Source organism: Streptomyces sp. NPDC048484, assembly GCF_040651415.1.
Lineage (GTDB): Bacteria > Actinomycetota > Actinomycetes > Streptomycetales > Streptomycetaceae > Streptomyces.
This window is the reverse complement of the sequence record NZ_JBEZJY010000013.1, coordinates 90,675-105,426: the sequence shown is the minus strand read 5'-3', so window position 1 is coordinate 105,426 and position 14,752 is coordinate 90,675. Positions and strand designations below refer to the sequence as shown.

The window sequence follows — 14,752 nt, the reverse complement described above, 5'->3', positions numbered from 1 at the left end:
GGGCCCGCCGGGCCGGTCCGCAGGAGGACGGCGGCAGGAGGACGGCTCGCGGGGTGGGCGATACGGGAGAGCTTCGCCACAGATGTGAAGGTCGCCACGGGGGCGCGGAAGCGTCGCGTCCGCCCCTGAACGCGCAGGTGAACCGGTGGTCGCCCGTCCCGCCGGTCACTCATCGTGACGATGGTGGCACTGCGTGATCGCAGCGCGCTGTGCAACCCTTTTTTCGGTTTCAACGTCTGAGAAGACGGGTCCTGACAGAGACGTCACGGCATATGACCACGCCTGACCCTGACCGCAGGGGGTAGCCGATAACCAGCGAGGACTGAGGAGCACATGCCTGCCGAGAGCACGCCGGAGTCCGAGAGTACGCCGGAGCCCGGCGCCGCCGGTGGTTCCGGGACCGGTGTCCCGAGCCGCCGTGCCACGGGCCGCCGCCGCAAGCCGCAGAGCAAGCGCCGCAAGGGGCTCCTCATCACGGCCTGGTCCGCGGCGGGTGTCCTCGTTCTGGGCGGCACCGGCCTCGGATACATGTACTTCGACCTCAACGACAACATCAAGAGCGTCGACATCAACCAGGCCCTGGGCGCCGACCGGCCCCTGAACGTCGACAACGGCTCGCAGGACATCCTCGTACTCGGCTCCGACACCCGCTCCGGCAGCAACAAGAAGCTGGGCGGCGGCGCCGACGACGGCAGTGCCCGTTCGGACACCGCGATGATCGTGCACGTCTACGAGGGCCACAAGAAGGCCAGCGTGGTCTCCATACCCCGCGACACCCTCGTGCCCCGGCCCGGGTGCACCGACGGCGAGGGCGTCACGCACGACGCCGCGTCCTTGGCGATGTTCAACTCGGCGTACTCGACGGGCGGCGCCGCCTGTGCCGTCAAGACCGTCGAGTCGATGACCGGCATCCGCATGGACCACTACGTCGAGGTCGACTTCAGCGGCTTCCAGAAACTGATCGACGACCTCGGCGGGGTCGAGGTCACCACGGGCAAGGACATCACCGACAAGGAGAGCCACCTCGACCTGAAGGCCGGCACACACCGGCTCACCGGCGAGCAGTCGCTCGGCCTGGTCCGTACGCGGCACGGTGTCGGCGACGGCTCCGACCTCGGCCGCATCCAGCTCCAGCAGGCGTTCATCAAGGCACTGGTCGAGCAGGTCAAGGACGTCGGGGTGCTGACCAGCCCGAAGAAGCTCTACGACCTCGCCGACACCGCGACCAGGACCGTCACCACGGACTCCGACCTGGCCTCGGTCAAGGACCTGGCCTCCTTCGCGGGCGGGCTCAAGGGGATCAGCTCGTCGAAGATGAACATGGTGACGATGCCGGTCCAGTACGACCCGGCGGACGGCAACCGCGTCCTCCTCCAGAAGGACAAGGCCGAGTCGGTCTGGGACGCGCTGAAGAACGACCGCCCGATCCCGAAGTCGGCGACCAAGGGCACGGCGAGCGGAGACGCGAAGGGCGTCGTCACTTCGTGACGAGCGCCCCTGCAGGGATGGGCCCGCGCCCCGCGAGCGCCCCGTGAGGGTGGCCGACGCGTCGGATCCTGCTCTCGGGGAATACCCGACGCCCTCCCTCGGTTTGGGGAGATGGCACCAGTCCTGGCAGACTGGACAGTCGGCCCCGGTTCACGCACCCGCAGCCCGCGGCAGCGACCCGGTGCCCTCCCGAAACTAGGAGACACCTTGAAGCGCGAAATCCACCCCGAGTACGTCGAGACGCAGGTCAGCTGCACCTGTGGCGCGTCGTTCACCACCCGCAGCACGATCTCCAGCGGCACCGTCCGCGCCGAGGTCTGCTCCGAGTGCCACCCGTTCTACACGGGCAAGCAGAAGATCCTCGACACCGGTGGCCGGGTGGCCCGCTTCGAGGCCCGCTTCGGCAAGGCCAAGGCTGCCGCTGACAGCAAGTAGCGACCTCACAGCGCCGGTCTTCGGCGCCTCCGACCAGGGGGCGCCGGGACCGGCGCTTTGCGGTGCAGCCCTCTCCCCCCGGCCGCAACCCCCACTGCAGCCCCCTCCCCGCGCTCTCGACTTCGATCGAGCAGGGGAAACCCCCATGACGTACCTACGCCCCCGAGCCCGAGACGGCGCCGGGGGGCAGTCCATTGGAGCCGGAGATGTTCGAGGCGGTCGAGGAACTCATCGGTGAGCACGCCGATCTGGAGAAGAGGCTCGCTGACCCGTCGGTCCACGCCGACCAGGCCAACGCGCGCAAGCTCAACAAGCGCTACGCCGAGCTGACCCCGATCGTCGCGACGTACCGCTCCTGGAAGCAGACCGGGGAAGACATCGAGACGGCGAAGGAGTTCGTCGCCGACGACCCCGACTTCGCCGCCGAGGTCAAGGAGCTGGAGAAGCAGCGCGAGGAGCTGACGGAGAAACTCCGGCTGCTCCTTGTCCCGCGCGACCCCAGCGACGACAAGGACGTCATCCTGGAGATCAAGGCGGGCGCGGGCGGCGACGAGTCGGCGCTGTTCGCCGGCGACCTGCTGCGCATGTACCTGCGGTACGCCGAGCGCGTCGGCTGGAAGACCGAGATCATCGACTCCACCGAGTCCGAGCTGGGCGGCTACAAGGACGTCCAGGTCGCCGTGAAGACCAAGGGCGGCAACGGCGCCACCGAGCCCGGCCAGGGTGTCTGGGCCCGGATGAAGTACGAGGGCGGGGTGCACCGCGTGCAGCGCGTGCCCTCGACCGAGTCGCAGGGCCGTATCCACACCTCCGCCGCCGGTGTGCTCGTCACGCCCGAGGCCGAGGAGGTCGATGTCGAGATCCACGCGAACGACCTGCGGATCGACGTCTACCGCTCCTCCGGGCCCGGCGGCCAGTCCGTCAACACCACCGACTCCGCGGTGCGCATCACGCACGTTCCCACCGGAGTCGTCGCCTCCTGCCAGAACGAGAAGAGCCAGCTGCAGAACAAGGAGCAGGCGATGCGTATCCTGCGCTCCAGGCTCCTCGCCGCGGCACAGGAGGAGGCGGAGCGCAACGCCGCGGACGCCCGCCGCAGCCAGGTCCGCACCGTCGACCGCTCCGAGAAGATCCGTACGTACAACTTCCCGGAGAACCGCATCTCGGACCACCGCGTCGGCTTCAAGGCGTACAACTTGGACCAGGTGCTGGACGGTGATCTCGACGCGGTGACCCAGGCCTGCGTGGACGCCGACTCGGCGGCCAAGCTCGCCGCCGCGTAACCACGCTCCCAGCACAACAGACCGCTCAGCCCCGGAGGACCAGCGTGCAGCAACATTTTGGGGGGCGACCCCCAAACCCCCGCGGCGTGCTGCTCGCGGAAGTGGCTCAGGCCACCCAGCGGCTGGCCGACGCCGGCGTGCCCTCGCCGCGCAACGACGCCGAGGAGCTCGCCGCGTTCGTGCACGCCGTGAAGCGGGGCGAGCTGCACACCGTCAAGGACTCGGACTTCGACGCCCGGTACTGGGAGGTGATCGCACGCCGCGAGGCGCGCGAGCCGCTCCAGCACATCACCGGCCGGGCCTACTTCCGGTACCTGGAACTCCAGGTCGGGCCGGGTGTGTTCGTGCCCAGGCCCGAGACCGAGTCCGTGGTCGGCTGGGCCATAGACGCCGTCCGCGCGATGGACGTCGTGGAGCCGCTGATCGTCGACCTGTGCACCGGCTCGGGCGCCATCGCGCTCGCCCTCGCACAGGAGGTGCCGCGCTCCCGCGTGCACGCCGTCGAACTGTCCGAGGACGCCCTGCGGTGGACCCGTAAGAACGTCGAGGGGTCCAGGGTCGACCTGCGCCAGGGGAACGCCCTCGACGCCTTCCCCGACCTCGACGGCCAGGTGGACCTCGTCATCACCAACCCGCCGTACATCCCGCTCACGGAATGGGAGTACGTCGCTCCGGAGGCCCGGGACCACGATCCCGAACTCGCCCTGTTCTCGGGCGAGGACGGCCTCGACCTGATCCGCGGTCTGGAGCGCACCGCGCACCGGCTGCTGCGGCCGGGCGGTGTCGTCGTCGTCGAGCATGCCGACACCCAGGGCGGACAGGTGCCGTGGATCTTCACCGAGGAACGGGGCTGGGCGGACGCCGCCGACCACCCCGACCTCAACAACCGGCCGCGGTTCGCGACCGCCCGCAGGGCGATGCCATGACCGCGGCGACTTCTTGTGTGGACGACGTGGACATCGTTAGATACGCGGCCAACGGGGTCCGCGTGTTCGAGGAGGCTTGCTGATATGGCACGGCGATACGACACCAACGACGCGACCGACCGCGCGACGGGTCTGCGTGAGGCCGCGTCCGCCGTCCGCCGGGGCGAACTCGTCGTGCTGCCGACCGACACCGTGTACGGGGTCGGCGCCGACGCGTTCAGCTCGGAGGCCGTGTCCGACCTGCTGGAGGCCAAGGGCCGTGGCCGGAGCATGCCCACGCCCGTCCTCATCGGCTCACCGAACACGCTGCACGGCCTGGTCACGGACTTCTCCGAGATGGCCTGGGAGCTCGTCGACGCCTTCTGGCCGGGCGCGCTGACCCTCGTCGCCAAGCACCAGCCGTCCCTCCAGTGGGACCTCGGGGACACCCGTGGCACCGTCGCCGTGCGCATGCCGCTGCACCCGGTCGCCATCGAGCTGCTGACCGAGGTCGGTCCGATGGCCGTCTCGTCCGCCAACCTCACGGGACACGCGTCCCCCGAGGACTGTGACGCCGCGCAGGAGATGCTCGGCGACTCCGTCTCCGTGTACCTGGACGGCGGCCCGACCCCCGGCATCGTCCCGTCGTCGATCGTCGACGTGACGGGCAAGGTGCCGGTGCTGCTGCGGGCCGGGGCGCTGTCGGCCGAGGAGCTGCGCAAGGTCGTACCCGACCTCGAGGTGGCGAATTGACAGCCCCTGACGCGGGGCGTGGCATAGGTACGGGGACGGGGTACACGGGGGCTTACGGCGACGGAGCCCTGGGTGACTCCTCTTTTCGCATCCTCCACGTCAGCACCGGCAACGTGTGCCGCTCGCCGATCACCGAGCGGCTGACCCGTCATGCCCTGGCGGACCGGCTCGGCGACCCCCTGTGGGGCGGCCTGATCGTGGAGAGCGCCGGCACCTGGGGGCACGAGGGCGCGCCCATGGAGGCCAACGCGGAGGCGGTCCTCGCGGACTTCGGCGCGGACGCCTCCGGCTTCGTGGGCCGTGAGCTGCTGGACGAGCACGTCATCAGGGCCGACCTGGTCCTCACCGCGACCCGCGACCACCGTGCCCAGGTCATCTCCATGGGCCACTCGGCGGGCCTGCGGACCTTCACCCTGAAGGAGTTCACCCGCCTGGTCCGTGCCATAGATCCCACGACACTGCCTCCTCTGGACGACGGCATGGTCGAGCGCGCCCGGGCTCTGGTCCGCGCCGCGGCGGCGCTACGCGGGTGGCTCCTCGCGCCGACCGCGGAGGCGGACGAGGTGTACGACCCGTACGGGGCGCCCCTGCCGTTCTTCCGTTCGGTGGGCGACGAGATCAACCAGGCGCTGGACCCTGTGGTGACGGCGCTCACCGGTGCGCCGGCGCGCACCTGAGCGGGCGGCGGGGCGCACGGCCGAAGGAGCGGGCGGGGGCGGCGGCTCGGGCGTAACACCGGGCGCAGCAGAGGACTCGGTCCTACATTGGACATAGCGTTCCCCCGCCGAGGCCCGGAGTCTGCCATGCCGGTCACACACACGCTTGAAGGTCCGCTGCCGGTCGATGTGCTCGGGCGGCAGGATCCGGAGCTGGCCGAGATCCTTCTCGCGGAGCTGGCGCGGCAGAGCACGACGCTGCAGCTGATCGCCGCAGAGAACTTCAGCTCGCCGGCCGTGCTGGCCGCGCTGGGCTCGCCGCTCGCCAACAAGTACGCCGAGGGATATCCCGGCGCCCGGCACCACGGCGGCTGCGAACTGGTCGACCTCGCCGAGCGCGTCGCCGTGGACCGCGCGAAGGCCCTCTTCGGCGCCGAACACGCCAATGTGCAGTCCCACAGCGGGAGTTCGGCCGTCCTGGCCGCGTACGCCGCCCTGCTGCGCCCCGGTGACACCGTCCTCGCGATGGGCCTGCCGCACGGCGGCCACCTCACGCACGGGTCGCCCGCGAACTTCTCAGGCCGGTGGTTCGACTTCGTCGGCTACGGCGTCGACCCGGAGAGCGGGCTCATCGACCACGAGCAGGTGCGCGCGCTGGCCCGCACCCACCGGCCGAAAGCCATCGTGTGCGGATCCATCTCGTACCCCCGGCACATCGACTACGCGGCCTTCCGCGAGGTGGCGGACGAGGTCGGCGCGTATCTCATCGCCGACGCCGCCCACCCCATCGGCCTCGTGGCCGGGGGAGCGGCGCCCAGCCCGGTCCCGTACGCCGATGTCGTGTGCGCGACCACGCACAAGGTGCTGCGCGGTCCGCGCGGCGGCATGCTGCTGTGCGGGAGCGAGCTGGCCGAGCGGGTGGACCGGGCGGTTTTCCCCTTCACCCAGGGGGGTGCGCAGATGCACACCGTCGCCGCCAAGGCCGTCGCGTTCGGCGAGGCGGCGACTCCGGCGTTCACCGCGTACGCCCATCAGGTGGTCGCCAACGCGCGGGTGCTCGCACAGAGCCTGGCCGTCGAGGGGCTCTTGGTCACCACCGGCGGCACCGACACCCATCTGCTGACCGTCGACCCGGCGCCGCTCGGCGTGGACGGCCGCACCGCCCGTGGCCGTCTGGCCGCCGCCGGAATGGTCCTCGACACCTGTGCGCTGCCCCACCCCGACGTGCGGGGACTGCGCCTGGGCACGGCAGCCGTCACCACGCAGGGCATGGGGGAGGCGGAGATGGCCGGGATCGCGGTGCTGTTCGCGGGTGTGCTGCGGAATGACATTGCGGGGAAGGAGGCGTATGCGGAGGTACGGGAACTTACTAGCCGATTTATCCCATATTGAATACATACGCAAGGGAATGGTGGGGCAATTGACGTACTCAAGAGAGTAATGGTCGACGTAGGTAAGGTTACGCGCCGGTCCACTTCGACACCTGGACTGGACGGCGATAATCATTTGACCCTGCTCGCCCCTTTTGCCTGCATCCCGCAGACGGTCTCGCTGGGTAAAGCGCGCCCGCGTCCTTGTTCTTCGTCAAGGATGTTCATAAGATCATCAGGAAACGTTCTTCTCTTGGACCTTCTGGAGGTTTTGTGATCTTCCGGCGCTTTTCTCCCGCTTGTGTCGTCGCTGCGGCGGTCCTGCTGGTGGGGGCTACTGCGGCCACAGCTGCGGCGGACCCCAGCAACACGGTGTCCGTCGCCACGACAGATGGAAATCCGATAGGGGGGACCGGAATCTTCTGGGGTGACTTCGATCACGGTGCGGACAACCCCGAGGTCCTGGGCGCCTGCGATAAGCAGTCGGACGGCCTCCGTGTCTACGCGAACGTCTCGTGGCAGGACAGCAACGGCAACTGGGACATCCGGGAAGTCGAGGATGCGACCGGAATGGGGGATGGCTGTGAATACAAGTACCTCCCGAATATTGCTGACGGAACCAAGGTGTACATAGACGCATGCCTCAAGAATGGCGCGAACGGCGCAGTCCGCTTCTGCGGGAGCGGTACAGCCATAGCCTGACCGTCTGCCTTCCCTGGTTCGGTCGAACCGCCCCGGCCTAGTGGTCCGGGGCGGTTCGTGCGTGAGCGCTGCCGCCAGTCCAGATTGTGGTGGGGATGGGCGGCTGCCCACGTTATGGTGGACGTGCATGAGGCTGGGGACGGCTTCGTGGTTACGCGCTGGCGTAGTAGCCTCCTCTCATTGCAACTACCGCTGTTATGGCAGCGACTTGCTGGCACTGTGATGTCGAGAGTGGGGGATGCACCTTCGGTGACGCGCATCCCTCACCTTCCACATGTGAGTTGCTCTCGGGCATGAGCGACGTACAGTACGGAAAGACGTGTGCCTCGTAGACGGAATCTGTCGATGCGAAGAGCGGCGAGCCTGGTTCGGCCGCTTTGCCCCGTCCCTGCGTCCAATGCTGGGTTCATCAACAGACGTGGGACGCTAGGGTGTGGTGCTGAAAGACTGGCGAGATCTGTGGGGAAGCCTTGCGTGAATACCTGCTGACGCTCTGTATCACGGCTGCGGTGACGTACCTACTGACCGGGCCGGTGCGGAAGTTCGCGATCATTGCCGGAGCGATGCCGGAGATCCGTGCGCGGGATGTGCACAGAGAGCCTACACCGCGGCTCGGCGGTATCGCGATGTTCTTTGGCTTGTGCGCGGGCCTGCTGGTTGCCGACCACCTGACCAACCTTCACGAGGTCTTCTCCAGGTCGAACGAGCCGCGGGCCCTACTCTCTGGAGCCGGGCTCATCTGGCTGATCGGTGTCCTGGACGACAAGTTCGAGCTCGACGCCCTCATCAAGCTCGGCGCCCAGATGATCGCCGCGGGCGTCATGGTCATGCAGGGTCTTACGATTCTGTGGCTACCCCTCCCTGGCGTCGGTATGGTTGCGCTCACTACATGGCAGGGCACGTTGCTCACTGTCGCTCTCGTCGTCATTACCATCAACGCGGTAAATTTCGTCGACGGCCTGGACGGCCTTGCTGCAGGCATGGTGTGCATCGCGGCCGCTGCGTTCTTCATGTACGCGTACCGCATCTGGTACGGCTACGGAATCGAAGCCGCTGCCCCAGCGACGCTCTTCGCAGCGATCCTTATGGGTATGTGCCTCGGTTTTCTGCCGCACAATATGCACCCCGCTCGCGTCTTCATGGGCGACTCGGGCTCGATGCTCATCGGCCTCGTTCTAGCCGCCGGCGCCATCTCGGTGACGGGGCAGGTCGACCCTGATCTGATGAAGCTGTTCTCGGGATCTGAGCGCAACAGTGTCCACCAGATGGTTCCCGTCTACATCCCGTTGCTGATGCCCCTGACGATCATCGCCGTCCCGGCGGCCGACCTGGTGCTCGCCATCGTGCGGCGTACCTGGCGGGGCCAGTCCCCGTTCGCCGCCGACCGGGGGCACCTGCACCACCGTCTCCTTGAGATCGGGCACTCGCACAGCCGTGCCGTGCTCATCATGTACTTCTGGTCGGCGCTGATCGCCTTCGGAGCCCTTGCCTACTCGGTGAACTCGGGTGCCATGTGGATCGTGCTCGGCATCATGGCGCTCAGCGCGGTGGGCCTGGTCCTGCTCCTGCTGCCGCGGTTCACGCCGCGTGCCCCGCGCTGGGCCGAGAACCTCGTGCCGCCCCGCTACCGCCGGCAAAAGGCCGTGGATGCGGAAGGCGGGGAAGGCGGGGAAGGCGGGGAAGGCGCCCCGGCGGGTGCGTACGCAACGGGCGAAGGGGTGCAGGACGAGGCCGAGGACGGCAGCGCCGAGGGTGCGGAACACCGCACTCCGGTGGCCATCGGAGTCTCAGGAGTCAACGGGGCGACCGCCGTTGGACCCCGTTCGCGCCTCCTGGACGAGCCCAGGGCCGGCACCTCGCGCTGAAACCGGGGCTGACGCCGGGTAAGAATCGTGCAAGAGTCGCCCGGTGGGCGGCTCCCAGAAAACGCCCTAATACCAGACAAGTTGGTCGCCCGGCTGCACAGACGTGCATGTTCACCCTCATGTGTGACGCCGAGCACACCAGCCAGGTAAAGACCTCATCAAATAGTTTGTGATACGGTTCACGAGAACCCAGGGCAGAGCCGAAGGACCGCAGTGCGACGGTTCGTTGGCGGTGAGGTTCTCTCTCTGTCCGGGACTACGCTCGTCCATGACGACACCATCCCCCTTGAGCAAAGCGGAGTTGCCGCCATGCCCTCCAACGACGTCCGGACCCTTCTCCAGGCCGCTGGGCCCACAGCTACCGTCGGCGCGATCGCCGCCGTCGTCAGTGGTGTGGTCGCGGGTGGCAAGGGGGCGGTCGGGGCCGTCGTGGCGACGCTGGTCGTGATCCTCTTCATGGGTATTGGGCTGTACGTTCTACAGCGCGTCGCCGCATCGCTTCCGCACCTTTTCCAGGCGATGGGTCTGATGCTCTATACGGCACAGCTCCTTCTGCTGTTCATCTTCGTCGCGGCCTTCAAGAACACGACGTTGTTCAACCCCAGGGCGTTCGCCGTCACACTTGTCGCCACCACGCTCGCGTGGATCGGCGCCCAGGCGCGTGCCCACATGAAGGCCAAGATCCTTTACGTCGAACCCGACTCCTCGAAGGGCGACAAGCCCGAAAAGACGGGGCACTCGTCGTGAGGGGTAGGGCCGGGATAAGGGCACGTCGGGGATCCTGCTATCGTCCGGTGCCAACTGCGGCATCGCGGGCGCGGGCATCTGAGCTGACGCCTGCCCCAGCGCGAGGCTCGATGCCCTCCTGCCGCCCCCATACCCGTAACACCAGTCCAGTGCCGAACCGCGGCCGTGCGCCGCGCCGACACAACGAGGTTGCCGTACCTATGCGCCACGCTGAAGGAGCCCGCGGTGAGTGCTGACCCGACGCAGGTGCTCGCCTTCGAGACCGACTGCCACATCTTCGACGGCTGTGGATTCCCGGCTCCCGGCCTGCACTCGTTCCTGTTCGAGCCCCTGGTGGGCGACGCGGACAGCAGCGTCTACTTCAACAAGACGATGCTCCTGGCGCTGCTCGGCTCCGTCATCATCATCGGTTTCTTCTGGGCTGCCTTCCGCAAGCCGCAGGTGGTCCCGGGCAAGCTGCAGATGGTGGCCGAGACGGGTTACGACTTCATCCGACGAGGCGTCGTCTACGAGACGATCGGAAAGAAGGAGGGCGAGAAGTACGTTCCGCTCGTCGTCTCGCTGTTCTTCTTCATCTGGATGATGAACCTCTGGTCGATCATTCCGATCGCCCAGTTCCCGGTGACGTCGATCATTTCGTACCCGCTGGTTCTCGCCCTGATCGTCTACATCCTGTGGGTCTCGCTGACGTTCAAGCGGCACGGCTTCGTCGGTGCCTTCAAGAACTTCACGGGATACAACAAGGAACTCGGCGCGGTTCTGCCGCTGGCGATGGTCATCGAGTTCTTCTCGAACCTGGTGGTCCGGCCGTTCACCCACGCCGTGCGACTCTTCGCGAACATGTTCGCGGGCCACACGCTGCTGCTGCTCTTCACGATTGCCAGCTGGTACCTCTTGAACGGGATCGGCATCGCCTACGCCGGCGTCTCGTTCGTCATGGTCATCGTGATGACGGCCTTCGAACTCTTCATCCAGGCGCTGCAGGCGTACGTCTTCGTGCTTCTGACCTGCACCTTCATTCAGGGCGCGCTCGCCGAGCACCACTGAGCAACCCCCTGTAAAACCCCCTTAGCGTCCGGTGGTCAACCCCCGCCGGTCCGTACAGAGAAGGAAGAATCAGCATGGCTGCCACTGAGACCCTCGCCGCTGTCTCCGGCTCCCTCGGCTCCATCGGCTACGGCCTTGCCGCGATCGGCCCCGGCGTCGGCGTCGGCATCATCTTCGGTAACGGCACCCAGGCCCTTGCCCGCCAGCCCGAGGCTGCCGGCCTGATCCGCGCCAACCAGATCCTTGGCTTCGCCTTCTGTGAGGCGCTCGCCCTCATCGGCCTGGTCATGCCGTTCGTCTACGGCCAGTAGTCGTCGGATTCACGACAGCCCACTAGACGAAAGGCACTGATATGAGCCAGCTGCTCATTGTCGCGGCCGAGGAGATGGAGAGTCCCCTCGTTCCGCCGATTCCCGAGCTGGTCATCGGCCTGATCGCCTTCGTCATCGTCTTCGGCTTCCTCGCCAAGAAGCTCCTCCCGAACATCAACAAGGTTCTGGAGCAGCGCCGCGAGGCCATCGAGGGCGGTATCGAGAAGGCCGAGGCCGCTCAGTCCGAGGCGCAGAGCGTGCTCGAGCAGTACAAGGCTCAGCTCGCCGAGGCCCGGCACGAAGCCGCGCGTCTGCGCCAGGAGGCGCAGGAGCAGGGCGCCACGCTCATCGCCGAGATGCGCGCGGAAGGCCAGCGGCAGCGCGAGGAAATCATCGCCGCCGGTCACTCGCAGCTCGACGCCGACCGCAAGGCCGCCGCGTCCGCGCTGCGCCAGGACGTCGGCCAGCTGGCCACCGAACTGGCCGGCAAGCTCGTCGGCGAGTCCCTTGAGGACCACGCCCGGCAGAGCCGCACGATCGACCGGTTCCTCGACGGTCTCGACGAGAGCGCTTCGAAGGCCGAGGCCACGCGATGAACGGAGCGAGCCGCGAGGCCCTGGCCGCCGCACGTGAGCGTCTCGACGCGTTGACGGACTCGACGTCCGTGGACGCGGCGCAGCTCGCCGACGAGCTGGCCGCCGTCACCGCGCTGCTCGACCGCGAGGTGTCGTTGCGTCGGGTCCTCACCGACCCGGCGCAGGCGGGCGAGGCGAAGGCCGAACTGGCCGCGCGCCTCCTGGCCGGCCAGGTCAGCGGTACCACGGCCGACCTGGTGGCCGGTCTGGTGCGCTCCCGCTGGTCGCGTTCGCGCGACCTGGTCGACTCCGTCGAGGAGCTGGCCGACACCGCCGACCTCACGGCGGCCCAGCGGGCGGGTGCGCTCGACAACGTCGAGGACGAGCTGTTCCGGTTCGGCCGGATCGTCTCTTCGAACACCGGGCTGCGCGCCGCGCTGACCGACCGTGGCGCCACGACCGCGGCCAAGAGCGAGCTGCTGCGCAGCCTGCTCGGCGGCCGGGCCGACGCCGTCACCGAGCGGTTGGTCACACGCCTCGTGGCCGCGCCCCGGGGACGTAGCCTGGAGTCGGGACTCGAGTCCCTGTCCAAGCTCGCCGCCGAGCGCCGCAACCGCATGGTCGCCGTCGTCACCTCGGCGGTTCCACTGAGCGACGTGCAGAAGCAGCGCCTCGGCGCCGCCCTCGCGAAGCTCTACGGCCACCCGATGCACCTCAACCTCGACGTGGACCCCGAGGTCCTCGGCGGGATCCGGGTGCAGGTCGGCGACGAGCTCATCAACGGTTCCATCGCGGACCGGCTTGAGGACGTCAGCCGCCGCATGGCGAGCTAGCAGCAACTCAATACGCGTACAGCAGCAATACACCGCAGTACTTACGGCAAGTTACGGCCCTGGTTGGGCCGTGCAGAGGATTCCTGGGGGCCCGCGGCTCAGCCGCAAGGGAAACAGCCCCAGACCCCCCAAGAAAACTTCGGGCCCAACAAGGAGAGCAGGGAACCCAGATGGCGGAGCTCACGATCCGGCCGGAGGAGATCCGGGATGCGCTGGAGAACTTTGTCCAGTCGTACAAGCCGGACGCGGCCTCGCGCGAGGAGGTCGGTACGGTCACCCTTGCCGGCGACGGCATCGCGAAGGTCGAGGGCCTGCCCTCGGCCATGGCCAACGAACTGCTGAAGTTCGAGGACGGCACCCTCGGTCTCGCACTGAACCTGGAAGAGCGCGAGATCGGTGCGGTCGTCCTCGGTGAGTTCAGCGGTATCGAGGAGGGACAGCCGGTCACGCGTACCGGCGAGGTCCTGTCCGTGGCTGTCGGCGAGGGCTACCTCGGCCGCGTGGTCGACCCGCTCGGCACCCCGATCGACGGCCTCGGCGAGATCGAGACGTCCGGCCGCCGCGCCCTGGAGCTGCAGGCTCCGGGCGTCATGGCCCGTAAGTCGGTGCACGAGCCGATGGAGACCGGCTACAAGGCCGTCGACGCGATGACCCCGATCGGCCGTGGCCAGCGTCAGCTGGTCATCGGTGACCGTCAGACCGGCAAGACCGCTCTGGCCATCGACACGATCATCAACCAGCGTGACAACTGGCGCACGGGCGACCCGAAGAAGCAGGTCCGCTGCGTCTACGTCGCCATCGGCCAGAAGGGCTCGACCATCGCCTCCGTGCGTGGCGCCCTCGAAGAGGCCGGCGCGCTGGAGTACACGACCATCGTCGCCGCCCCGGCGTCCGACCCGGCCGGCTTCAAGTACCTGGCGCCGTACACCGGTTCGGCCATCGGCCAGCAGTGGATGTACGAGGGCAAGCACGTCCTCATCATCTTCGACGACCTCTCGAAGCAGGCCGACGCCTACCGCGCCGTGTCCCTGCTGCTGCGCCGTCCGCCGGGGCGCGAGGCCTACCCCGGTGACGTCTTCTACCTGCACTCCCGTCTGCTTGAGCGCTGCGCGAAGCTCTCGGACGAGCTGGGCGCGGGCTCGATGACCGGTCTGCCGATCGTCGAGACGAAGGCCAACGACGTCTCGGCGTTCATCCCGACCAACGTCATCTCGATCACCGACGGCCAGTGCTTCCTGGAGTCGGACCTGTTCAACGCCGGTCAGCGCCCCGCGCTGAACGTCGGTATCTCCGTCTCCCGAGTCGGTGGTTCCGCGCAGCACAAGGCGATGAAGCAGGTTTCCGGCCGGCTGCGCGTGGACCTCGCCCAGTTCCGTGAGCTGGAGGCGTTCGCCGCCTTCGGTTCCGACCTGGACGCCGCGTCGAAGTCGCAGCTGGACCGCGGTCAGCGGATGGTCGAGCTGCTCAAGCAGGCTCAGTACCAGCCGATGGCCACCGAGGACCAGGTCGTCTCCGTGTGGGCGGGTACCACCGGCAAGATGGACGAGGTTCCGGTCAACGACATCCGCCGCTTCGAGAAGGAGCTGCTTGAGTACCTGCACCGCAAGGAGCAGGGCCTCATGACCTCCATCAAGGAGGGCGGCAAGATGTCGGACGACACCCTGCAGGCCATCGCCGACGCGATCGCGGACTTCAAGAAGCAGTTCGAGACGTCGGACGGCAAGCTGCTCGGCGAGGACTCCCCTGCCGCTGCGGGCAAGTGACGACGGAAGGGACCTGACT

At 67.8% G+C, this 14,752-nt stretch carries 15 protein-coding genes; all 15 read left to right on the top strand.

The window, feature by feature from the left end; translation table 11 throughout:
* Positions 1 to 333: 333 nt before the first annotated feature.
* Entirely contained in the window at positions 334 to 1,488 is a 1,155-nt protein-coding gene (locus AB0D14_RS15450; protein ID WP_362778766.1) for an LCP family protein, read from the top strand.
* A 207-nt stretch (positions 1,489 to 1,695) separates the two neighbouring features.
* Entirely contained in the window at positions 1,696 to 1,923 is a 228-nt protein-coding gene (rpmE, locus tag AB0D14_RS15445) for a 50S ribosomal protein L31 (protein ID WP_362778763.1), read from the top strand.
* A 206-nt stretch (positions 1,924 to 2,129) separates the two neighbouring features.
* The gene (gene prfA, locus AB0D14_RS15440; protein ID WP_362778761.1) at positions 2,130 to 3,206 is read left to right on the top strand and encodes a peptide chain release factor 1; all 1,077 of its coding nucleotides are present in this window, start codon (positions 2,130 to 2,132) and stop codon (positions 3,204 to 3,206) included.
* An 86-nt stretch (positions 3,207 to 3,292) separates the two neighbouring features.
* Positions 3,293 to 4,132 carry a peptide chain release factor N(5)-glutamine methyltransferase gene (gene prmC, locus AB0D14_RS15435; protein WP_362778759.1) on the top strand — a complete coding sequence of 280 codons (840 nt, stop codon included), beginning with the start codon at positions 3,293 to 3,295 and terminating at the stop codon, positions 4,130 to 4,132.
* 84 nt (positions 4,133 to 4,216) lie between these two features.
* Positions 4,217 to 4,864, top strand: a complete 648-nt coding sequence (locus AB0D14_RS15430; protein ID WP_362778758.1) for an L-threonylcarbamoyladenylate synthase — start codon at positions 4,217 to 4,219, stop codon at positions 4,862 to 4,864.
* A gap of 23 nt (positions 4,865 to 4,887) precedes the next feature.
* On the top strand, positions 4,888 to 5,541 hold the full coding sequence (locus AB0D14_RS15425; RefSeq protein WP_362778971.1) for a protein-tyrosine-phosphatase: 654 nt from the start codon (positions 4,888 to 4,890) through the stop codon (positions 5,539 to 5,541).
* A 126-nt stretch (positions 5,542 to 5,667) separates the two neighbouring features.
* Positions 5,668 to 6,912 carry a serine hydroxymethyltransferase gene (gene glyA / locus AB0D14_RS15420; protein ID WP_362778756.1) on the top strand — a complete coding sequence of 415 codons (1,245 nt, stop codon included), beginning with the start codon at positions 5,668 to 5,670 and terminating at the stop codon, positions 6,910 to 6,912.
* 182 nt (positions 6,913 to 7,094) lie between these two features.
* Positions 7,095 to 7,592, top strand: coding sequence for a hypothetical protein (locus tag AB0D14_RS15415; protein ID WP_362778755.1), 498 nt, complete (start codon positions 7,095 to 7,097; stop codon positions 7,590 to 7,592).
* Between the two features lie 470 nt (positions 7,593 to 8,062).
* Positions 8,063 to 9,457, top strand: coding sequence for an MraY family glycosyltransferase (locus AB0D14_RS15410; RefSeq protein WP_362778753.1), 1,395 nt, complete (start codon positions 8,063 to 8,065; stop codon positions 9,455 to 9,457).
* A gap of 309 nt (positions 9,458 to 9,766) precedes the next feature.
* Positions 9,767 to 10,204: a hypothetical protein gene (locus tag AB0D14_RS15405; protein ID WP_362778968.1), complete on the top strand. Its 438-nt coding sequence runs from the start codon at positions 9,767 to 9,769 to the stop codon at positions 10,202 to 10,204.
* A gap of 210 nt (positions 10,205 to 10,414) precedes the next feature.
* Positions 10,415 to 11,251 (top strand): F0F1 ATP synthase subunit A, encoded by an 837-nt coding sequence (atpB, locus tag AB0D14_RS15400; RefSeq protein ID WP_362778966.1) that lies wholly within the window; start codon positions 10,415 to 10,417, stop codon positions 11,249 to 11,251.
* A gap of 74 nt (positions 11,252 to 11,325) precedes the next feature.
* Positions 11,326 to 11,562: an ATP synthase subunit C gene (locus AB0D14_RS15395; RefSeq protein WP_033285402.1), complete on the top strand. Its 237-nt coding sequence runs from the start codon at positions 11,326 to 11,328 to the stop codon at positions 11,560 to 11,562.
* Positions 11,563 to 11,603: 41 nt separating this feature from the next.
* Positions 11,604 to 12,158, top strand: coding sequence for a F0F1 ATP synthase subunit B (locus tag AB0D14_RS15390; protein WP_362778750.1), 555 nt, complete (start codon positions 11,604 to 11,606; stop codon positions 12,156 to 12,158).
* Positions 12,155 to 12,970, top strand: a complete 816-nt coding sequence (locus AB0D14_RS15385; protein WP_362778747.1) for a F0F1 ATP synthase subunit delta — start codon at positions 12,155 to 12,157, stop codon at positions 12,968 to 12,970. Before AB0D14_RS15390 ends, AB0D14_RS15385 begins: the two co-directional genes overlap by 4 nt.
* A gap of 170 nt (positions 12,971 to 13,140) precedes the next feature.
* Positions 13,141 to 14,733: a F0F1 ATP synthase subunit alpha gene (gene atpA, locus AB0D14_RS15380; protein WP_362778745.1), complete on the top strand. Its 1,593-nt coding sequence runs from the start codon at positions 13,141 to 13,143 to the stop codon at positions 14,731 to 14,733.
* Positions 14,734 to 14,752: the final 19 nt, after the last annotated feature.

Excerpts from the sequence above, each read along its gene's own strand:
- AB0D14_RS15405 (WP_362778968.1), top strand. The coding sequence starts at position 9,767 with ATGCCCTCCAACGACGTCCGGACCCTTCTCCAGGCCGCTGGGCCCACA.
- glyA (WP_362778756.1), top strand. The coding sequence starts at position 5,668 with ATGCCGGTCACACACACGCTTGAAGGTCCGCTGCCGGTCGATGTGCTC.
- AB0D14_RS15385 (WP_362778747.1), top strand. The coding sequence starts at position 12,155 with ATGAACGGAGCGAGCCGCGAGGCCCTGGCCGCCGCACGTGAGCGTCTC.
- prfA (WP_362778761.1), top strand. The coding sequence starts at position 2,130 with ATGTTCGAGGCGGTCGAGGAACTCATCGGTGAGCACGCCGATCTGGAG.
- AB0D14_RS15390 (WP_362778750.1), top strand. The coding sequence starts at position 11,604 with ATGAGCCAGCTGCTCATTGTCGCGGCCGAGGAGATGGAGAGTCCCCTC.
- AB0D14_RS15430 (WP_362778758.1), top strand. The coding sequence starts at position 4,217 with ATGGCACGGCGATACGACACCAACGACGCGACCGACCGCGCGACGGGT.
- AB0D14_RS15450 (WP_362778766.1), top strand. The coding sequence starts at position 334 with ATGCCTGCCGAGAGCACGCCGGAGTCCGAGAGTACGCCGGAGCCCGGC.
- atpA (WP_362778745.1), top strand. The coding sequence starts at position 13,141 with ATGGCGGAGCTCACGATCCGGCCGGAGGAGATCCGGGATGCGCTGGAG.
- AB0D14_RS15395 (WP_033285402.1), top strand. The coding sequence starts at position 11,326 with ATGGCTGCCACTGAGACCCTCGCCGCTGTCTCCGGCTCCCTCGGCTCC.